Source organism: Pontibacter vulgaris (assembly GCF_022758145.1).
Taxonomy (GTDB): domain Bacteria; phylum Bacteroidota; class Bacteroidia; order Cytophagales; family Hymenobacteraceae; genus Pontibacter; species Pontibacter vulgaris.
Genome location: NZ_JAJVDH010000007.1, coordinates 135,926 through 156,875, shown reverse-complemented (window position 1 = coordinate 156,875; position 20,950 = coordinate 135,926). Strand labels below are relative to the sequence as shown.

19 protein-coding genes are annotated in these 20,950 nt (G+C 49.7%); 2 read left to right on the top strand and 17 right to left on the bottom strand.

The annotated features are described in order from the left end of the window. Nucleotides 1-50: 50 nt before the first annotated feature. From LWP20_RS16470 to LWP20_RS16400, 15 genes are all read right to left on the bottom strand, one after another. Nucleotides 51-1,505, bottom strand: a complete 1,455-nt coding sequence (locus LWP20_RS16470; RefSeq protein WP_242929273.1) for an NADH-quinone oxidoreductase subunit N — start codon at nucleotides 1,503-1,505, stop codon at nucleotides 51-53. Further along, nucleotides 1,492-3,063, bottom strand: coding sequence for an NADH-quinone oxidoreductase subunit M (nuoM, locus tag LWP20_RS16465; protein ID WP_242929272.1), 1,572 nt, complete (start codon nucleotides 3,061-3,063; stop codon nucleotides 1,492-1,494). Before nuoM ends, LWP20_RS16470 begins: the two co-directional genes overlap by 14 nt. Further along, a complete protein-coding gene (gene nuoL / locus LWP20_RS16460; RefSeq protein ID WP_242929271.1) occupies nucleotides 3,060-4,949 on the bottom strand; it encodes an NADH-quinone oxidoreductase subunit L in 1,890 nt (629 codons plus the stop codon). The genes nuoM and nuoL overlap by 4 nt, the downstream gene beginning before the upstream one ends. 3 nt (nucleotides 4,950-4,952) lie before the next feature. Further along, nucleotides 4,953-5,261, bottom strand: a complete 309-nt coding sequence (nuoK, locus tag LWP20_RS16455; protein WP_242929270.1) for an NADH-quinone oxidoreductase subunit NuoK — start codon at nucleotides 5,259-5,261, stop codon at nucleotides 4,953-4,955. Beyond that, nucleotides 5,258-5,785, bottom strand: a complete 528-nt coding sequence (gene nuoJ / locus LWP20_RS16450) for an NADH-quinone oxidoreductase subunit J (protein WP_242929269.1) — start codon at nucleotides 5,783-5,785, stop codon at nucleotides 5,258-5,260. Before nuoJ ends, nuoK begins: the two co-directional genes overlap by 4 nt. 3 nt (nucleotides 5,786-5,788) lie before the next feature. After that, the gene (gene nuoI, locus LWP20_RS16445; protein WP_242929268.1) at nucleotides 5,789-6,304 is read right to left on the bottom strand and encodes an NADH-quinone oxidoreductase subunit NuoI; all 516 of its coding nucleotides are present in this window, start codon (nucleotides 6,302-6,304) and stop codon (nucleotides 5,789-5,791) included. A gap of 150 nt (nucleotides 6,305-6,454) precedes the next feature. Then, nucleotides 6,455-7,414, bottom strand: coding sequence for an NADH-quinone oxidoreductase subunit NuoH (gene nuoH / locus LWP20_RS16440; RefSeq protein ID WP_242929267.1), 960 nt, complete (start codon nucleotides 7,412-7,414; stop codon nucleotides 6,455-6,457). After that, nucleotides 7,384-10,119 carry an NADH-quinone oxidoreductase subunit NuoG gene (gene nuoG, locus LWP20_RS16435; RefSeq protein ID WP_242929266.1) on the bottom strand — a complete coding sequence of 912 codons (2,736 nt, stop codon included), beginning with the start codon at nucleotides 10,117-10,119 and terminating at the stop codon, nucleotides 7,384-7,386. The genes nuoH and nuoG overlap by 31 nt, the downstream gene beginning before the upstream one ends. Further along, nucleotides 10,120-11,403, bottom strand: a complete 1,284-nt coding sequence (nuoF, locus tag LWP20_RS16430; RefSeq protein WP_242929265.1) for an NADH-quinone oxidoreductase subunit NuoF — start codon at nucleotides 11,401-11,403, stop codon at nucleotides 10,120-10,122. It abuts the gene before it with no gap. Nucleotides 11,404-11,408: 5 nt separating this feature from the next. Then, a complete protein-coding gene (gene nuoE, locus LWP20_RS16425; protein WP_242929264.1) occupies nucleotides 11,409-11,873 on the bottom strand; it encodes an NADH-quinone oxidoreductase subunit NuoE in 465 nt (154 codons plus the stop codon). A 17-nt stretch (nucleotides 11,874-11,890) separates the two neighbouring features. Further along, nucleotides 11,891-12,760 carry an alpha/beta fold hydrolase gene (locus tag LWP20_RS16420; protein ID WP_242929263.1) on the bottom strand — a complete coding sequence of 290 codons (870 nt, stop codon included), beginning with the start codon at nucleotides 12,758-12,760 and terminating at the stop codon, nucleotides 11,891-11,893. A 28-nt stretch (nucleotides 12,761-12,788) separates the two neighbouring features. Next, a complete protein-coding gene (nuoC, locus tag LWP20_RS16415; RefSeq protein ID WP_242929262.1) occupies nucleotides 12,789-14,540 on the bottom strand; it encodes an NADH-quinone oxidoreductase subunit C/D in 1,752 nt (583 codons plus the stop codon). 254 nt (nucleotides 14,541-14,794) lie between these two features. Continuing rightward, nucleotides 14,795-15,433 carry an NADH-quinone oxidoreductase subunit B gene (locus LWP20_RS16410; protein ID WP_302467600.1) on the bottom strand — a complete coding sequence of 213 codons (639 nt, stop codon included), beginning with the start codon at nucleotides 15,431-15,433 and terminating at the stop codon, nucleotides 14,795-14,797. Further along, the gene (locus LWP20_RS16405) at nucleotides 15,417-15,887 is read right to left on the bottom strand and encodes an NADH-quinone oxidoreductase subunit A (protein WP_242929261.1); all 471 of its coding nucleotides are present in this window, start codon (nucleotides 15,885-15,887) and stop codon (nucleotides 15,417-15,419) included. Before LWP20_RS16405 ends, LWP20_RS16410 begins: the two co-directional genes overlap by 17 nt. Nucleotides 15,888-15,949: 62 nt before the next feature. Further along, nucleotides 15,950-16,381, bottom strand: coding sequence for a CBS domain-containing protein (locus tag LWP20_RS16400; RefSeq protein ID WP_242929260.1), 432 nt, complete (start codon nucleotides 16,379-16,381; stop codon nucleotides 15,950-15,952). 525 nt (nucleotides 16,382-16,906) lie between these two features. On the opposite strand from LWP20_RS16400, the gene LWP20_RS16395 reads away from it, so the two are divergent. Further along, nucleotides 16,907-19,045, top strand: coding sequence for a glycoside hydrolase family 97 protein (locus LWP20_RS16395; RefSeq protein WP_242929390.1), 2,139 nt, complete (start codon nucleotides 16,907-16,909; stop codon nucleotides 19,043-19,045). Between the two features lie 125 nt (nucleotides 19,046-19,170). Then, a complete protein-coding gene (locus LWP20_RS16390; protein WP_242929259.1) occupies nucleotides 19,171-19,356 on the top strand; it encodes a hypothetical protein in 186 nt (61 codons plus the stop codon). 280 nt (nucleotides 19,357-19,636) lie between these two features. Here LWP20_RS16390 and LWP20_RS16385 read toward each other — a convergent pair whose 3' ends face one another. Continuing rightward, nucleotides 19,637-20,044, bottom strand: coding sequence for a VOC family protein (locus tag LWP20_RS16385; protein ID WP_242929258.1), 408 nt, complete (start codon nucleotides 20,042-20,044; stop codon nucleotides 19,637-19,639). 146 nt (nucleotides 20,045-20,190) lie between these two features. Continuing rightward, on the bottom strand, nucleotides 20,191-20,625 hold the full coding sequence (locus tag LWP20_RS16380) for a hypothetical protein (protein WP_242929257.1): 435 nt from the start codon (nucleotides 20,623-20,625) through the stop codon (nucleotides 20,191-20,193). Nucleotides 20,626-20,950: the final 325 nt, after the last annotated feature.

Sequence of the window (20,950 nt, the reverse complement as noted above, 5' to 3'; positions counted from 1 at the left end):
CGAGATGCCAGGAACGCTGTTAAGGCTGAGTTTATACTTTGGGGCTAAGTTTACCTGGCTGCTATAAACGTATCTAATAAGCCATGAATCAGTTGCATGAGTCCATTGGGGTTTATGCCTACCCACACAAGCAGCAATGCCAGTACCATCATGGTAGAGCCGCTGGTGAGGTAAAATACAGGATGCAACAGCTTGCGGGGCTCCCGTTTTGCATTAGGTTGGGCAAACATAACAGCTATAACTTTAATGTAATAGTATAAGCCTATCACGCTGTTTATCACTAACATAACCACCAGTAGCCAGAGTTGTGTATTAACCCCGGCAGCCAGCAAATAGAACTTGCCAACAAACCCAGCAGTTAACGGTATGCCCGCCAGCGAAAGCAACATAGCTATGAAAATAGCTGCTGTTACAGGTCTTCTCCAGAGCAGGCCCCGGTAATCTCTAAGCTTATCAGCATCCCTGTCTTTATCTGAAAGTATAGTTACTACACCAAAGGCGCCCAGGCTTGTGATAAAGTACGCTACCAGGTAAAAGCTTACAGCTTCCACACCCAGTTTATTGCCAGCCAGAAAAGCAACCAGCAAATACCCCAGATGCGAAATAGAGGAGTAGGCCAGCAGACGTTTGATATTCTTTTGACGTAGGGCAAGCAGGTTGCCGGCAAACATGGAGGCGATGGCAATAATGGTAAAAATCAGCAGCATGTCTGGGTAACGGTATCCGCCTGCCTGCGAGAAGAACCGAATCAAAAGCGCCACCATACCACCTTTAGATACTGTTGCAATAAAAGCAGTAACCGGAGCCGGGGCTCCCTGGTAAACGTCTGGCGCCCACATATGAAACGGTACAACGCCCAGCTTAAACCCGATGCCTACTATCATTAGTCCAAAGCCCGTTAAAAGCAAAGTATCCAGTTCTCTCGAAGAGCTTAAGTAATTACCGATTCCTGAGAATTCCATTGTTCCGGATACAGCATAAACCAGCGCCATTCCAAAAAGAAGAAAAGCAGAAGAAAACGCGGCCAGGATCAGGTATTTTATACCTGCTTCATCAGAGCGCTCACGGGTGCGCAGGTACGCAATAAGGGAGTACAGCGAAACGCTCAGTACCTCAAGCCCCAGGAAAAAAGAAGCAAAATGCCTGCTGATGACCAGCACGCAGGCCCCAAGAGTTGCCAGCAGCAAAAGGATATAGTATTCTTCTTTCCGTTCTTCGCGCTGTTCGAAATAGGCATAGGAAAGCAGTGTTACTGCCAGCGATGTAAGCAGAATAAGCCCCAGGTTAAAAACGGCCAGTCCATCAAGTATAAAAAGTGGGTAAACGGTATAGGCGGTAATATTTTTGATGTTGTATAGTGCCAGCAGTGCCCCGATGTGTACCAGAATAGTTAGCACATACATTATCTTATGGGTGCGTTTTACAGCTACCAACAGCATGTTCAGGATGGCACCGCCTGCCAGTACCAGAAGCGGCATCAGGTATAAAAGGTCATTTCGGCTCATAAGTACGTCCTTTCAAAGTATGGATGGTAAGCGAATCTGAGGCTTCTGTTTGGAGCATGGCCTGTGCAGGTTCTGCCACCTTTGGATTTGTATAGGCCTGTAATTGTTCTGTTACGGATGCCCTGGCAGTGTTAAGAACCGGTTGCGGATAAAGACCAAGCCAAAGGATAAGCACCACAAGCGGCACGGCAATCATGAGTTCGCGTAGGCTAAGGTCAGCTAAAGCAGGGTGGTTGGCTGTGTTTCCCAGGAATATCTTTTGCATAATTCGGAGAGAATAAGCGGTGGCGGCTACCAGACCAAGCGTTGCAAAAACAGTAAGCCAGTTATTTGCCTGCCAGCTTCCTACCAGGGTCAGAAACTCTGCAATAAAATTGCCCAGCCCCGGTAAACCCAACGATGCCATTACAAATACCAAAGCGATAACCCCCATTTTAGGAACACTGGTCCAGAAGCCACCCATTTTCCGGATGTCGCGGGTATGCAGGCGATCGTACAGGAATCCGGCCAGCAGGAACAGCGCTCCTGTGCTTAAACCATGTGTAATCATTTGCATAATAACTCCCTGAAGGGCCAGCTCATTAAAAGCAAAAACACCCAATATCACAAAGCCCATGTGGCTGACGGAAGTATAGGCAACAAGTCGTTTGAGGTCGGTTTGCGAGAAGGCAAGTATGGCTCCATAAAGAATACCGATCACGCCCAGTAACATAGCCCACGGGGCAAAAGCCTGGGCCGCATCCGGAAACATGGGAATTACAAAACGCAGCAAACCATAAGCACCTGTTTTCAGGAGCAGGCCAGCCAGAATGACGCTGCCTGCTGTCGGTGCCTGCGAGTGGGCATCGGGTAACCAGGAATGGAAAGGTACAACCGGCAACTTCACCAGGAAGGCAGCCAGAAAACCAGCCATCAGGAGTGCGCCAACTTCCGGCGCAAACGAAGTGCCAACCAGCTCGAAGTAGTTGAAAGTATAAACCCCCGTACTATAGCCATGCACAAAGTATAAACCAAGTATGGATAGCAGCATAAGCAAGCCACTGGCCTGCGTAAAAATGAAGAATTTATAAGCTGCGTATGTACGGTTTTCGTGCCCCCAAATACCAATCAGGAAGTACATGGGTATCAGCATAACCTCCCAGAAAAAGTAGAACAGAAACAGATCCATGGTAAGGAAAACTCCGGAAATGCCCGCCAGCACCCACAATAAATTGAAATGAAAAAAACCTACTTTAGTATCTATCTCACGCCAGGAGGTAAGTATGGCCAGTATACCCAGGAAGAAGGTAAGCAACAGCATGAGTAAACTGAGTCCGTCCAGTGCCAGGTGAAAACTAATACCCCATTGCGGAATCCAGGGAGTCTGAAAACGCATGATCCAGTTACCGACAGCATCCGTAGAGGCGGGGAGCTCTATCCATAAGTATACTGTCATACACAGGCAGGCAAATGTGGCCACAAGTGCAATCCAGCGGGGCAGGGTAGTATTCAATCTTCCGGCTATCCAGGCCAGCACTCCACCGGCCATCAGTATAATAAGTATCCAGGCTAAGATCATGGCAACAAACTTATGGTTAAGATCAGGATGGCACCCACAACTACACCCATCATGTACCAGCGCATAATGCCGCTTTGCGTTTGCGATAGTCCTTTGTTAACAGATCGGGCAAAGGCCGCAAGGCCATTATAAACGCTGTCAATTATATCGTTTTTGTTGATGTTTGCCAGGTATACAAAAGGCCGTACAAAGAGCGTATCATATAGTTTATCGAAGCCCCACCCAGAAAACCAGAATTGCCTGATCGCCATTGCCAAACTTGATCGTGCTATACTTTCCTCAAAAGCAGTCCGTCGGGCATAGAAAAACAGGTAAGCCAGAAATACCCCGACCAAAGCTACGCCAGCAGCTAATAACTGGAACATCCACTCCGATTCGCCTATGGTTTCGTCCACGGCTATACCCGGCAGCACCGGCTGCAGCAAATCCGAGAACAAGGTGAGGTGTGCGAAGTTGTGCGGCAGCTCAATAAATCCGCCGACGATGGAAAGTATAGCCAGTATGATCAGCGGCACCACCATCACCATGCCCGGTGGGTGAGATACGTGCGTTTTCGCTTCGCCGTAGAAGGTGATGAACACCATCCGGAACGTATAAATAGCCGTGATAAAAGCGCCGACGAGTGCTGCTAAGTATAGCCATACATTGCCCCGTTCACCAGCCAGTGCATACCACAGGATCTGGTCTTTGCTATAGAAACCTGCCGTTACCAAAGGCAGCGCCGCAAGCGAAGCAGCCCCGATCAAAAAGGTCCAGAACACTACTGGCAAGGCTCTGCGCAACCCACCCATCTGCCGCATGTCCTGTTCGTGGTGCAGCGCAATGATGATGGCCCCGGCACACAGGAAGAGCAGCGCCTTGAAGAAAGCATGGATCATGAAATGGAAAATACCTGCCGACCAGGCTCCTACACCCAGCGCTAGGAACATGTAGCCGATCTGGCTGATGGTGGAGTAAGCGAGTACCCGTTTCAGGTCGTATTGGGTAAGGGCGGTGCAGCCGGCAATGAGCAACGTAACAGCTCCTATGATGGCCACGGCCAGCATGGCTGCTGGCGCAAGTTCAAAGATGACATTGGTACGGGCGATCAGGTATACACCAGCCGTTACCATGGTAGCGGCATGGATGAGTGCACTTACAGGTGTCGGACCAGCCATCGCGTCGGGGAGCCAGGTTTGCAACGGCAACTGACCAGATTTACCCACGGCTCCACCTAGAAGTAGAAACGCTACCAGCACTGCCATCTGGGAACCGATTGGCCAGGTTTGCGGCGCTTCTGAAAGTATAGCCTGTATATTGAGCGTGCCGAAGGTCTGGAAAAGTATAAACAGCCCGATAGCCATGGCGGTATCGCCGACGCGCGTGATGATGAACGCTTTGCGGGCGGCATACCCGTTTGCCGGATTTTTGTACCAGAAGCCGATGAGTAGGTAGCTGCACAAGCCCACACCTTCCCAGCCTAAGTATAAAAGCAGCAGATTGTCGGCCAGTACCAGCATGAGCATGGAGCCCACAAACAGGTTCATGCAGGCAAAGAAGCGGGCAAAGTCTTCTTCATCGGCCATGTAGCCAGCCGAATAAACATGGATGAGGAAGCCTACGAACGTGACCACAAATACAAAGACCAGCGAGAGCGCGTCGAGGTGGAAAGCTATGCCGGGGGTGAAGCCTGCTACATCAAACCAGGTCCATACCTGCTGCACGTAAAAGTCGGGCCGGGCCGAAAGAAACTGGAAACCTATCAACAGCGTGATCAGCGCGGAAATGCCAACACTGCCGGCGCCAAGTATAGCTACCAGGTTCCGGGGCATACGTCGGCCAAACAAAATGAGCAGGAGTGCGCCGGCAAAAGGCAAGGCGGGTATTAACCAGAGTAGATTTTCCATAGCTTATCCGAACATTTTGTTGGCTGCGTCGCTGTCGAGAGTTTTCAGTTGGTGGTGCAGCTGAAGTATAAGTGCGAGCCCTACCGATACTTCGGCAGCGGCCATCGTTAGTATGAAAATAAACATCACCTGCCCGTCGGGTTGCGCCCAACGCGTAGCAGCCACTATAAATGCCAGTCCGGCAGCGTTGAGCATGATCTCCACCGAGATCAGCATAAAGATAATGTTGCGCCGGATGAGCACGCTGATCAGCCCAAGCGTAAAAAGTATACCTGCCAGCAGCAGGCCGGCTTCCATGGGAATATTGGTCATATTTCGCTCCTTTCCAGAAAACGGTGAACCACTTTTTTCTTTTGTCTGCCCAGGTGGTAGGCGCCTACAATACCGGCCATCAGCAGCATGCCGCACAGCTGCACGCCCAGCAGGTAGGGACCGTACAAAGCAAGACCAACTTGCCGGGCGTCTACCGGTTGGTTGTTGATGGTTGGCATATCTTCCGCAATCACCAGGTAAGCCAGCTCGCCCAGCAGCACCAGCGAAAGCAGGGCAGGACCGATCCAGGTTTTAGGTCGGAGCCAAGTTCTTTCCTGCTGCACATCCTCGTTGGTCAGGTTCAACATCATGATCACGAAAATGATGAGCACCACAATAGCGCCGGCGTAAATGATGACCTCCAGCGCTGCCATAAACGGAGCACCAAGCGTGAAAAACACCACCGCCACAGCCAGGAATGACACCACCAGGTAGAGCAGCGCGTGAATCATGTTATAGTTGGTAATCACCATAATGGTAGCGATAATAGCGATAGCGGAAGCTACGTAGAAGGTCAGTTCCATAGGTTATGGGATTAAGCTTTTGATATCAACCGGCGGCAGCTCGTTTTCTGCCTCGCCTTTGTCTTTTCCGCCAATGGCCATACCTGCTACTTTATAGTAGTTGTAGCCCGGGTACTTGCCTTCGCCGTTGATGAGCAGGTCCTGTTTTTCGAACACCAGGTTCTGGCGGTTGTATTCGCCCATTTCAAAATCAGGGGTGAGCTGGATGGCGTAAGTGGGGCAGGCCTCTTCGCAGAAGCCGCAGAAAATGCAGCGCGAAAAGTTGATCCGGAAAAACTCGGGATAGCGCCGGCCGTGTTCGTCTTCGGTGGGCTGCAGGGCAATGCAATCCACAGGGCAGGCAACGGCGCAGAGGTTGCAGGCTACGCAGCGCTCGCCGCCGTCCGGGTCGCGCGTCAGCACAATGCGGCCCCTCCAGCGCGTCGATAGCTTGGCTTTGTGTTCCGGATACTCGATGGTCTCCCGCTTGTGGAAGGCGTGCAAAAATGTGAGCCACATACTGCGCAGTAAACTAAACATACCTGCTCCTTTCTTTTATACTTGTTGTTTGACTGTCCCCTTGAAGGGACAGGCTCTGCTATATTTTTCTGTCATCTCGACAATAGGAGAGATCTGAATCAACCTATACCTGTATCAGATTTCTCACTTTGTTCGAAATGACATTCTGAGTTACTCATTCATCAACACAATCGCTGCCGTTACCATCAGGTTGACCAGGGTCAGGGGTAGCAGGATCTTCCAGCCGTACTCCATCAGTTGGTCGTAGCGGGGGCGTGGCAATGAGGCGCGCAGCAGGATGAAGATCATCAGGAAGGCACCTACTTTAAGTATGAACCACACGATCGGCGGGAGGAAGTCCGGGCCGAGCCAGCCGCCGAAGTATAAAGTCACCACCATACAGGATATGAGCGTTATGCCCAGGTACTCCCCGATGAAAAACATGCCGAACTTCATGCCGGAATATTCGGAGTGAAAGCCGGCGATCAGTTCACTTTCTGCTTCCGGTATGTCGAAGGGCAGGCGGTGCGTTTCGGCAACGCCGGCAATGAAGAAGATCACAAAACCGATGATCTGAGGTATGAAAAACCACAGTCCGCGCTGCGACTCCACGATATCTACCAAGCTAAAAGAACCGCTCAGCAGTACCACACCCATTAGCGCCAGACCCATGAATACTTCGTAAGAGATCATCTGCGCGGCACCACGCATGGCACCGAGTAAGCTATACTTGTTGTTAGAGGCCCATCCACCCAATATGATACTATAAGCGCCCATCGAGGACATCGCCAGGAAAAACAGTACCCCAATGTTCAAGTCAGCCACGATAATGCCCGGCGCAAACGGAATGACCACAAAACTCAGCAGCACCGAGATCAGCACGATAGTGGGTGCCAGCACGAACACGATTTTATCGGCAAAAGGCGGAATCCAGTCTTCCTTAAAGAAGAGCTTGAGAGAATCGGCCAGCACGATGAACAGGCCGAAGGGACCGGCACGGTTAGGACCGTAGCGATCCTGCCACAGCGCCAGCATGCGGCGCTCCACCCAGATGAGCCCGGCCGCCACGTTAAGCAGCACGAACAACACGCCTCCGATGATCAGGAGATAATTTGGGGCTGATTCTTCCATGATGGTTCCTCCTTGTTAAGTATGGCCCATGCGGGCATTTCTGCGAATGGTACCCCGCGCAGGCCTTTCGGCAAGCCGGCAGTTCCTTTGGTCAGGTTATCATCAATGCGTACCTGCAGCTGGTACACTATGCCTTCTATGCTGAAGGTGAGTACCTGGCCTTCCTGCTTATCCAGCTCTAGGGCGTCGGCACGGCTCAGGGCTACGTAAGGCTCCGGCACGCGCTGGGCAATGGCCGGCGCCTGTGTGCTCTGCTCTTCCGATCCAAAAATGTGGTAGAGCGGCAGCATGTACAGGTGGTTCCGGATCGGTTGGAAATGTTCCGGTATCACCGTGAAGTAATGCTTTATACTTTCCTTTGGCGGCTCTATCAGGCGCAGGCCCGGGTCGCCATGATGCAGGTGTCCGCCCACTTCTTCCTGGTACTTGTTTACCGATTGTGCCGAATTCCAGCCCGGATACCAGAAGAATGGATTCACCGGTGCAGGTGCCTCACCATGAAAACCTTCCATAGTATAACTCAGCGGTGAATCCGGGTCTTCAGGTGGTTTTGGTTCGTGCACACTCTGGTTAGCAAACATGGCGGTGCGGCCGCTGAAGCGGTGCGACTCGCGGGCTATTTTCTGGCCGGCCACTCTGAAGTTAGCAGAAGGCGTGATGCCTTCTATACCTTTGAACTGCGCCAGCTCCTGCGCTATAGCCTGTTTTATATCATCGATGTTATGCCAGTTGATCATCTGTGGATGTGCCATAACAGTGCCCAGATCAGTCAACCAGCGCCAGCTTTCCTGTATGTCTTCCGGAGTAGGGTATACCTGGTAAAAGCGCTGCGCCCGTCCCTCGTGGTTTACCAAAGTACCATCTGCTTCGGAGAAGGCACCGGCCGGTAAAAGTATGGCTGCTTTTTCGGTGGTAGCATGATGGGTATGGTCGAGTACTATTACTTGTTTGGCTGTGTTCAAAAATTCTTCTACCTTGGTTTTACATGCGTGGCGGTAGAGGTCGTTTTCAAGGATAATGACGGTATCAGCATAGCCGTTCTGCACTGCCTCAAAAGCTGATTCGAGTTTGTGGCCGCCTATCATCGCCAGGCCCATGCTGTTGCATTCCGGTACGGTTAGTGAAATGCCGGTTGCCGGATTCTGTTCGAAGAGGGCAGTAGCCACGTTGGCAGCTGCCTTAAGTATAGCTTCGCTGCCGCTGGAGCAACCGGAGATCACCATTGGTTTTTTTGCCGACCGTAAAGCCATGGCAATACGTTGCGCCAGTACCTGCTCGTCTTCGGTCAGGTCGTTCATTTCCGGGGCGTTGTCGCTCAGGTAATGGGCTACGGCAAAGCCTAAGCGGGCAATGGTGTCGGGCGAGGCATGATAAGTAGCCGTGGCGACTTCATCCAGTTTGGTATCGGTGAAGGTGGCGATGAACAGCGGTCCTTTCTGGTCCTGTATCAACTCTCGGGCGGCTGCGTCCTGCCAGAGCGGGATTTTAGCAGCGGCTACCTGCTGCAAGGGCTGTTGCCTTACCGATTGCCGCACAGCCAGCGCCAGCATGGGAGCGGTGTTGGTCAGGTCTTCGCCAAGTATAAAAACAGCGTCAGCCGTTTCCACTTCCTTTAAAGAGAATGTTCTGGCTGGTCCATCTCTCAATATCTTCAAAGCCAGATCTGCCAGATCGTGGTCGTTATCAGCTACGCCGTGGTGGAAGTTTTCTTCGCCTACCAGCGTACGCAATGCATAGTTTGATTCGAGGGAAGCACGCGGCGAACCAATGCCAATTACGCGGCCCGTTCTAAGTATAGCTACGGCTTCCTGTATGGCTGTTACAGGATTTACTGCTTCCGGTAACTGGCTCCTGACCAAGGCTTTTCTGACACGCCCCGGATTATTGACAAACTCGTAGCCAAAGCGGCCGCGGTCGCAGAGGAAATAGCCGTTCACTTCGCCGTTATACCTGTTCAGGATGTTGCGCAAGGTGCCGTAGCGCTCACCAGCCGTAATGTTACAGCCCACGCTGCAGTGTTGGCAAACAGAGGGCGCCATGGTCAGGTCCCATTTTCGGGTATAGTGTTGTTTCAGAGTTTTGTCGGTAAACACGCCGGTTGGGCATACTTCGGCCAGGTTGCCGCTGAACTCGCTTTCCAGCACGCCGTCTTCACTTCGGCCAAAGTAGATGTGGTTGTGGGCGGCGAACACATCCAGGTCGTGGCCACCAGCATAATCTTTATAATAGCGCACGCAGCGGTAGCACTGGATGCAGCGGTTCATTTCGTGGTTCAGGAAAGGACCGAGGTACTGGTTGCGGTACGTACGCTTCTGGTACTCATAACGTCGGTAGTTGTGGCCCGTCATCACGGTCATGTCCTGCAGGTGGCAGGAGCCGCCCTCGTCGCACACGGCACAATCGTGCGGGTGGTTGGTCATCAGCCATTCGATGATGTGACCTCTGAACTCCACAGCGTCTGCCTCGTTAATGGACAGCCGCATGCCATCGCGTACCGGTTCCATACACGACATGGTCAGCTTGCCCTTGGTATCTGCCTCGTCCTTAAAAACCTTAACAGCACACTGGCGGCAGGCGCCTACCGAGCCCATAGCCGGGTGCCAGCAGAAGTAGGGCAGGTTCATGCCAAGGGTAAGGCAAGCCTCCAGCAGGTTCTTGCCCGGCTTTACCTCGTAGGGTACATTGTCTATGAATATGGTTACCATCTAAGACCTCCAGGGACATCGTTGTTCGTGTATATGCCGTTCAAAATCCTCCCTGAAGTATTTCAGAGCGCTCTGCAGTGGTTCCATGGCGCCGGGTGCCAATGCGCAAAATGTGTTGCCGGGGCCAAGGTATTTGGTGTGAAAATCCAGGATGTTCATATCGGCTTGCTTGCCAGTGCCGCTATCGATGGAGCTGAGCACTTTTTCTACCCAGGGCAAACCTTCGCGGCAAGGCGTGCAGAATCCGCAGGACTCCTGTGCGAAGAAGTGCTGCAGGTTCTGCACAAATCCTACGGGACAGGTCTGATCATCTAAGACGATCATGGTACCGGTGCCCATGCGGCTGCCTACTGCGGCAACCGAATTATAGTCCATCTTTACGTCTAAATGTTCTTCCACCAGGAAGTCGGTGGAGGCACCGCCCGGCAACGCACCACGGAACTTGTAGTCGTTCTTCATACCGCCGGCATACTCTTCCAGCAGCTCCCGCACCGTTACGCCCATCGGTAATTCCCAACAGCCGGGCTTGTTTACTTTGCCGCTCACACCGTAGAGTTTGGTGCCTGCGTCTTCGGATTTGTTCCTGCTCAATCCTTTAAACCATTCGGCGCCGTTGTTCACGATGTGGGGCAGGCAGCAGAGGGTTTCCACGTTGTTAACTATAGTAGGTTTGCCGTAGAGGCCGCTTACTTGCGGGAAGGGTGGCTTGGCGCGTGGGTTAGCGCGTTTGCCTTCCAGTGCATTAAGCAGGGCTGTTTCCTCGCCGCACATGTATCGCCCTACACCGGTGTGCAGGTGCATTTCCAGACTATAGCCGGAGCCAAGTATGTTTTTGCCGAGATAGCCGGCTTCGTAAGCTTCGTTGATGGCTTTGGTAATTTCCTGCGCTGCCAGTTTGTAAGCGAACCGCAGAAAAACATAGGAGATATCGGCCTGTATCGCATAAGAAGCCACGATCATCCCCTCGATGAGCTGGTGTGGGTTGCCTTCGAGCAGTAGGCGGTCTTTGAAAGTGCCGGGCTCCATTTCATCGGCGTTGGCTACGAGGTATTTAGGTCGTGGTACATTATCGCCCATCGGCACAAAGCTCCACTTGAGGCCGGTGTTAAAGCCGGCACCACCGCGACCGCGCAGGTTCGAGTTTTTCACCAGCGTCTGTACTTCGGCCGGCGTCATCTCTTTTAGTACTTTGCGCACCGATTGATAGCCGCCTACCTTTTCATACTCTTTCAGGCTGAGCGGCGATCGGCCGGGTACAATATGTTGGGTCAGCGGCTTTTCCATAAGGCTTAGTTATACTTGCTGAGGATCTCGTCTAATTGCTCGGGTGATACATTTTGGTAAAGGTCGCCTCCGACCATCAGGGCAGGGGCGCAGTCGCAGGTGCCGAGGCACACGTTGGGCAGCAGCGTGAAGCGACCATCCGGAGTGGTCTCGCCATACTTAATACTTAGCTTCTGCATGAGGTGCTCACGCAATCCCTCATAGCCCATCACCCAGCAGCTAATGCTGTCGCAGAGTAAGATAACGTGCCTACCCACCGGCCTCCGGAAAATGAGGTTGTAGAACGTAGCCACACTATCGAGTTCGTCGGGTGTCATGTCAAGTATAGCCGCGGTAGCCTTCAGATCCTCATCCGACACCCAACCCCGGTGCTGCTGCACCACTTTCAGCGCCTCGATGCAGGCTGCTTTCTTGTGCGGCACCAGGCTGATCTCGTGCTCTATCTGGTGTATTTCCTCTTGCGTTAGCATTTCTATTTATTTATAAATTATGAGTGAGCACTATGTCTCGCTATAAACCGAAGTATAGCTTCATTCAAAGCCTGCGGATTATCCACTTCCATTTCGTGCGAGGAGTTCGGAATCAGGGCACGCTCCGGCTTCGGCAGGCATTTTTCCAGTTCATTGGCGATCACATGTAAAAACCTGGGGCTTTTTTCAGCAGTAATAAGCAGCGTAGGTGCCCTCACTTTTCTAATGTCGGCGCAGGTGATAAATGGATAGAGTTCAAAGATCATTTTAGAGCAAATGATCCCTTTCATCTCCTGTATGTTGTCGTTTATCTGCTGCTGCACCTCGGGTGGCATTTTATCATAGAAGCTGGTGTCGGCCATGATGCCATCCAGGAAAATCTTCACTCCCTGTAAGTCATCGCCGCTTTCAAAAGCCTGGGCGGATGGCAGAATCGTTTGTGTTTCCCACTCAAAAAGAAGCCTATTCCCTTCTTCTGAATTTACCAGTAAAGACGCAACGGGAGGTTCGGCCAGGCAAAGGCTTTTTACCAGTTCGGGATGCTCGATAGCTGTTAGCAATGCGGTATAAGCACCGAATGAATGGCCTACCAGATGCACCTGGTCAAGATTTAACTTCTTTATTAATGCTGCCAGATCATCTGCATGCGGAATAATTGTATAACCTGCCTTATCATCTGTTGACTTTGCCGGATAGGCGTAACGTCTGCTGTAGGAAATAACCCGGTACTTCTCAGAAAAAGGGCCTGTTTGTCCTTCCCACATCCGGTAATCGCTCAGGTTGCCATGGACCAGGATAATCGGCTCGCCCTCGCCCTGCTCTGTGTAGGAGAGGGCAATGCCGTTTATCTCGATTTCCTTAAGCTCCGTTGACGTTACTTCTTTCATTCCTTTTTCAATTCAAGACTCAGAACTCCTACCGGTCAATATCGGCCAGCACGTAGTCCATGGCACCAAGTATAGACAGCAGGTCGGCTACGGTGTAGCCTTTGCTGATGTAGGGCAGCATTTGCATGTGCGGGAACGAGGGAGTGCGGATCCTGACACGGTAAGGCGAGGTATTTCCGTCGCTGGTCAGGTAATAGCTGTTGGCTCCCTTGGTTGCCTCGATGCAGCTCATGGCTTCTCCGGCTGGTATCACAGGTCCCCAGCTCACGTTGAGGAAGTGGTTGATCAGCGTTTCGATATCGTGCATGGTGTGCTTCTTAATCGGTGGTGTGGTAAGCGGGTGATCTGCTTTGTAAGGACCTTCGGGCATGTTCTTCATACACTGTTCGATGATGCGGAGGCTCTGTCTCATTTCAGCTACGCGCACCACGGCACGATCGTAGCAGTCGCCGTTAGTAGCGGTTGGTATGTCAAATTCAAAGTTTTCGTAGCCGGAGTAAGGGCGTTTTTTGCGGAAGTCCCACTCCATGCCGCAGGCGCGGAGGTTTGGTCCCGTCACGCCCCATTCAATGGCTTCTTCCAGTGTAAATATGCCGATGCCGACTGTCCTGGCTTTGAAAATGCTGTTCTTCATTACCATTGCGTCGTACTCTTTCAGCTTTTTAGGGAAGTAGTTGAGGAAGTTTTGCACCAGCGTTTCCCAACCCTTCGGCAGGTCCTGCGACACGCCACCGATGCGGAACCAGTTGGGGTGCATGCGCCCCCCGCAAATAGCTTCCACTATCTCGAAAATGCGTTCGCGGTCGGTGAACATGTAGAAGACAGGGGAGAGTTGGCCGATGTCCTGGGCAAAGGTACCATACCATACCAGGTGGCTGGCAATCCGGAAAAATTCGCACATCATGATCCGGATCACCTTCACCCGGTCTGGTACTTCGATGCCTGCCAGCTTTTCGACAGCCAGCAGGTAAGCCAGGTTATTCATCACGCCTCCCAGATAATCCACTCGGTCGGTGTAGGGGATATAAGTGTGCCAGGACTGGCGCTCGCCCATTTTCTCGGCGCCCCGGTGGTGGAAACCAATGTCAGGGACCGCGTCTACAATGTCTTCGCCGTCTAATTGAAGTATGATGCGCAAAACGCCGTGCGTGCCTGGGTGCTGTGGCCCCAGGTTCATGAACATAAAGTCGCTGTCTTCGCTGTGGCGCTTGAGTCCCCACTCTTCCGGGTTGAATTTCAAATCAGCTTGCAGTTTGTCTACTTTATCATCCCAGAGCCTGAACGGGCCCATTTCAGTAGCGCGGGCAGGGTGCTCTTTGCGGAGCGGGTGGCCCTCCCAGGAGCGCGGCATAAGTATGCGCGACAGGTGCGGATGGCCGGTGAATTTGATACCAAACAGGTCGTATACTTCGCGCTCGTACCAGTTGGCATTTGCCCAGAGGATGCTTATACTTGGCACTTCGGGGTGCTCGCCAAACAGACCGATCTTGAGCCTTACAAAAGCATTGCGCGCGTAAGAAAAGAGATGGTAAACTACCGTGAAGTCAGCTTGCGGTACGTGGTTAGTCGCCCGGTTGCGGGTTCTTTCGTCCACGGCGGTCAGGTCGTAGAGGAAGGGGAAAGGCTGGGGGATCTCCGTTTTCAGATACCGCAGGATTTCCAGCGACTGGTTCAAAGGTATCCAGAGGGTGAGGATCTCATCCTTGGTGGTTTGGGTGGTGAACTTTGTGTCACCGAACCTGGACTGCAATTGCTCTAAAATGCCGCTGCCTTTTTCCATAAATTGGATCGTATAGGCATACCCGTGGTGCAGGTATACTTGTTCCCGTAATACTTTTATACCTTCATGTACTCTCGCTGCTCTCTATCTCTGTTTGTTGAAAGTCTGTTTTTATACTTTGCCGCTCTAGTTTATGCTACTACAGTTCTTAGCTTCAGCTTAACTTACCTTCCTACAAGAATCCTTTCAGGATAACAAAAGGGAGAAGTCTACAAAGTATAGTAAGCTGCACTATTTAGTCTTAAGTCTAATGTCTAAATCTCATCTGGCGAGCGGAACGCGGTCATCTGGTCCCAGCGTTCGCGCTTGCGATCTTTCACGGCTACTTTTTCCGGTTTGATGATGCCCTGCTCGCCAATGGTCCAGCTCAGTGGCCGCTTTTCTTTTCCTACCGAATCTGCCAGCAGCATCAGGCCTTCCATAAAGGCATCAGGCCTGGGCGGACAACCCGGCACGTATACATCCACCGGCAGAAATTTATCCACGCCCTGCACCACACTGTAGATGTCGTACATGCCGCCGGAGTTGGCGCAGGAGCCCATTGAAATTACCCAGCGCGGCTCCATCATCTGCTCGTAAAGTCGCTTGATGATCGGGGCCATTTTAATGAAAACCGTACCCGCAATGATCATCACATCGGCTTCGCGCGGCGTACCACGAATAACTTCGGCACCGAAACGGGCCACGTCATACTTGGGAGTCATACTGGTGGCCATCTCCACAAAACAGCAGGAAAGGCCGAAGTGGAAAGGCCACATCGAGTTTTTACGGCCCCAGGCCAGCAAGTCCTGCACGGTGCTCAGCATGATACTTTGCTGCACCGTTTCTTCGAAAGAGCTGGTGCCTGTCATGGCGTTTGCCGGTTCGTCGGGTTTACTAAGCCACCATTTCATGCGGTTCCTTTTTCAGGGTGAGACGTTTGTATGCCTGTAATATCTTCTTGCCATCCGGGCCGAAATCCAAAGCGCCGTTGCGCCACTCGTATACCAGCACCGCCGCAAGTATGCCGATGAACACCAGCACGCCAAAGTAGCCGTACCAGCCAAGCTCTTTAAAAGCAATAGCCCAGGAAACTATGAAAACAGTTTCCACATCGAAAATGACGAAGAGCATAGCAACAAGATAGAATTGGTTGGAGAAGCGTAGGCGGGCTGTGTCGGTGCTCACGATGCCACCTTCGTAGGGTTCCTGTGTGGCGTGCTCCATGTGGCGCCCACCCAGCAGGTGAGAGAGCGTAAGTATGGCAGCAACCAAAGTCAGCACAATGGCAGCATACACCAGCAGGGGCCAGAGCACTGTTGTGTTTTCAGCAGAAGTATCCATGTCAGATCCCCCTCCAGAGATCAAAGTTTTGTTTCTACGCCGTATGCGTCAGTAAACACACCGCTTAAAGTATAAAGTATACTTTGTCAGTGACCGGTGATATAATGTTCGAGATTCTCGATAATAAATTTCTGTTCGTCAATAATATACTTCACCACGTCGCCAATTGAGATAAGCCCTACCAGGTTACCGTTTTCCATTACGGGCAGGTGCCGGATGTAACGGCTGGTCATGAGTTTCATACAATCTTCTATGGTGGTATCCGGTGTTACGGTGGCGGGGTGCTCGCTCATAATTTCCCGGATCTGCGTTTCGCGGGACGATTTGCCACGCAGGATAACTTTGCGCGCATAGTCACGCTCGGTAAAAATGCCGACGAATTTGCCATTCTCCAGCACTAACAGTGCGCCAAGGTTCTTCTCGTGCATGAGTTCCAGCGCATTGTAAACCGTGGCGTCTGGTTCAACAGAGAATACAGCATTTCCCTTTATCCCAAGGATATTTCTGACCTTTCCCATTTTTCCTCCTCCTGATTTTAAAATATATATAGACAAATATTGAATTTGCTCTATGAATCCTGTTGCGCGTTAAGAATACATACGTGTATTTTTTAAAAAGTTACTTATATTATAATATTTTGTACTATGTAGAGTATTATAATGCAGGAATAATTTAATGCTAAGAGTAGTGAAGTGAATTTAAGATTAGTTATAAATACTTAATTGCCTGTGAGTTATATGTATAAATGGGTGAAGGGTTTAGTTAGGTTAATTTAAATTTTAACGCTATTTATACTTTATCAATAAACACTCAAGTTAAAGCAAATATTCTGGCGGATAATCTTGTCAGGTAAGATGATAGAAAAGGCCACTTATAAAAGTATACAGGAATGCCACTATTTTAATGTAATTTGCTTACGTATTACTTCTTGCTTAACCTTAAACAAAAATCAATGTTTCAGTAAACCTGAAAAACCAATGAACTATAAGCTTACTACAAAAGTACCCAACGCAGCAAGAACTGCAGACAAAGTGCGCCTGAAGATGCGCCGGTTTGTCCTGGTTATGTTCCTCAGCACATTTACCTTCTTGGTAAATGCGCAGGTAATCACCTCGCCGGACAAAAACTTTACCATGAAGTTTGAACTGGCAGCTAACGGTGTACCAACCTACCAGCTTACCTATAAAAAGAAGCCGGTTATCAAGGAAAGTAAACTGGGCCTGGAACTGAAAGATGCCCCTTCGATGATGAACGGCTTTACGGTTGCCAAAACAGAGCAGGCATCTGTAAACAACACCTGGGAGCCTATAGTGGGCGAGCAGAAAACCATCCGTAACAACTATAACGAGCTGCTGGTAACGCTTACCCAGAAAGAGCAGAAAGACCGTAAGATCCTAATCCGTTTCCGTTTGTTTAACGATGGCTTGGGTTTCCGTTACGAGTTTCCGGAGCAGCCTGAGCTAAATTACTTCGTTATCAAAGAAGAGAACACGGAGTTTAACCTGGCCGGCGACCACAAGATCTGGTGGATTCCGGGCGACTACGACACTAACGAATATGCTTATACTACGTCAAAGATCTCTGAAATTCCGGGTCTGATGAAGAAAGCTACGATAGATGTACACGCGCAGTGGCCTATCAAAAACACGGCTGTGCAAACGCCATCTATGATGAAATCTTCTGATGGTATTTACATTAATATTCACGAAGCGGCCCTGATCAACTACCCGGCCATGAACCTGAACGTGGACCCGAAAACGTTTAAGTTCAGCTCGCACCTGACCCCGGACCCGATGGGCAATAAAGGCTATGTGCAGACAGATTTTAACACGCCATGGAGAACTATAGTTGTAAGTGATGACGCAACAGATATTCTGGAGTCGAAGCTTATACTTAACCTGAACGAGCCTACTAAGTATAAAGACGTTTCGTGGATCAAGCCGGTGAAGTATATCGGTATCTGGTGGGAGTATTTTGTAGCTGGTAAAAGCACCTGGGCTTACGGTAAAGAAACGAACGTAAAACTGACCGACGACTTTACCAAACTAACGCCAAACGGCCGCCACGGTGCTACTACCGAGAACGCTAAAAAACACATCGACTTTGCTGCCAAGCATGGCTTTGATGCCGTACTGATAGAAGGCTGGAACATTGGCTGGGAAGACTGGTTCGGTAACTGGAAAGAAGAGGTTTTCGACTTTGTAACGGCTTACCCTGATTTCAATGTAAAAGAGCTGAAAGAGTATGCAGCTGCTAAGGGTGTAAAGATCATGATGCACCATGAAACGTCAGGATCTGCTACCAACTACGAGCGTCGCCTGGATGATGCCTTCCAGTTTATGAAAGACAACGGTTATAACTCTGTGAAGACTGGTTATGTAGGCAAAATTATACCGCGCGGTGAGCACCACGACAGCCAGTGGATGGTGAACCACTACATCCGTGTAGCTGAGAAAGCAGCTGAATACCAGATACGTGTAAACAGCCACGAGGCCGTAAGACCAACTGGTTTGCACCGTACGTACCCTAACTGGTTTGCACAAGAGTCAGCTCGTGGTACTGAGTTTGAAGCGATGGGTGGTCTTGCTCCAGAACACGCTACTATACTTCCGTTTACCCGCCTGATGGGTGGCCCGATGGACTATACGCCGGGTATTTTCCAGACAGACTTATCGTACTACAACACAGGTGGTAACCAGCGTGTAAACACTACATTGGTGAAGCAATTGGCTTATTATGTAACCATGTACAGCCCGCTGCAAATGGCTGCCGACCTGCCGGAGAACTACGAGCGCTTCCCGGATGCTTTCCAGTTTATTAAAGACGTAGCCGTGGATTGGGATGATACATGGGTGCAGGAAGCTGAGCCAGGCGATTACGTAACAATTGCCCGTAAAGCCAAAGGTAAGAACGAATGGTATGTTGGTGGTATCACTGATGAAAATGCCCGCACCGCAACTATACGTTTCAATTACCTGCCAAAAGGCAAAAATTACATTGCTACTATTTATGCCGATGCAAAAGACGCCAGCTGGAACAAGAACCCGCAGAAGTATACCATCCGCAAAGTGCTGGTAAACTCGAAGAGCGTACTGAAGCAGCCAATAGCCCCAGGTGGTGGCGTGGCTGTAAGTATAAAAGAAGGCAGCAAGCAGGATGCAAAAGGCCTGAAGAAGCTGTAGTAAGTATAAAATAGATTACAAACAGGGCGCCGTGCATTTTTGTACGGCGCTTTTTTTTGCTGAAATCGAATTATTATAGGTTATAGTTTGTATCTTTTGGTAGATAAACTTTTAGCCTTTTACCTATGACCTCCGAAGAATTTGAAGCAAACTATACTAAAACTTTAGATACGATCTTAGAAGCCCTGGCCAATAGCTCTGAAGTTAAACCCGAAAAGTTTTATAGCCTGGCTTGCGTTATAGAGAACCTGCGTTTTTTCAGCCCCGTGTTTTATAACGCCATAAAGCCTGCAGAAGATAGACAACATTAGCCAGCTTCAAAGGCCCTCGCTCGCCTCTGGCGAGTGTGAGCTATCTGGCGGACTCTGGCCGCTTTAATTTGTGCCTATGGCACAGGTGGCGGGACGCCACCAAATTACTCACACTCTCCAGAGGCGAGCGAGGGCGTGCCTGAATAAGAAGAACCAATTTGATTATAGTATAAGAATATTTGCACTTCTCAATTGCGAGATTTACTCAAAGTATAAAAGCCACGCAACTTAAATGCTGCGGGGCTTTTATACTTTGTAAGTATAGCTGAAATTTAGTTTACTAGCTTTGCGGCATTTGGCTCATATCCATACAGAACACTTCCCATATGTGCCCGTCCGGGTCGTTGAAAGCTCTGCCATACATAAAACCAAGATCCTCTGCTGGGCGTGCCTCGGTGCCACCTGCCGCTAAAGCCGCCTCCATTATTTTGTCCACTTCTTCTTTGCTGTTAACTGACAGCGCTGTTAACACTTCGGTCGATTTAGTGGCATCTGAAATGCCTTTTGGTGTGAACATTTTAAACTTGTCGTGCGTCAGTAGCATGGCATAAATAGTTTCAGAAATAACTACGCACGCCGCCGTTTCGTCTGTGAACTGCTCGTTTATCGAGAAGCCTAACTTCGTGAAGAACTCTTTAGACTTGTTCAGGTCCTGAACAGGAAGGTTTACAAAGATCTGGTTTATCATGGTTTTAAATATAACGGCTTGCAGCTACCCGAAGGTGGCGATTTTGGGGCAATTCACTGTCAACCAAACAGAAACTTTGATAATAGCACAAAGCTTGGTTCAACCAATGTCTCACTACTTTTGGGTAGGTGTTGTTAGCGGTAGTATTATTTTTGTTTTTCTAATGTGCTTCTTAGTTTTTCCCCTAAAAAGAAATCGAACTTTCCTACAGAGTTACTTTTGACTACGTCACTTCTATATAATGGAATAATCGACATCCCTTGGACCACAATAGTATTCGCAGAACCTCCTATTACAGCATAAGACCGTAATGAAAGCCCCCAAACAATCAGAGAGATTGCAAATAAATACCTTGGCCGTTTAGATCCTGCTGATAAGACACAAAATAGAATAACAACAAATGATAAGCCTATCACCAACCAGTATTTATTGTAAATAAGTGCAACTGCATAAGTTGCACTGGTTCCTGAGTACAAAAATTTAAGTAAATCCTCATTTACAATGTAAGGTAAAGAAGCAATAAGTAAAACGAATAAGCTGAAAATAGTGATTTTATAATTTATAATAGCTTTCTTCTTCATCTCTTTATATTACGGCTAACGGCTTGTATAAAAGGCGAAAGAGGCACAGCCGAAGTGTGGCTTATATGCCTTGTTGGGCGGTGGAATTTTTTAATATATTAGTGAATCTGTTTTTTTACTTATAAAATTCAACACATTGATACCCAAATAAATAAAGGCAAAGCAATTATAGTCATTACCGCAAATGAAATTATCAAATATCTGCCAAATAAAGGAAACCACTTGTTGCTAATCATTCCAGTTATCAAGTTTGATACAATTAGTACTGGATAATAGAACAAGAAGAAAAAAACAGATTTGTCATTCCCATTAATAACAATCAAGC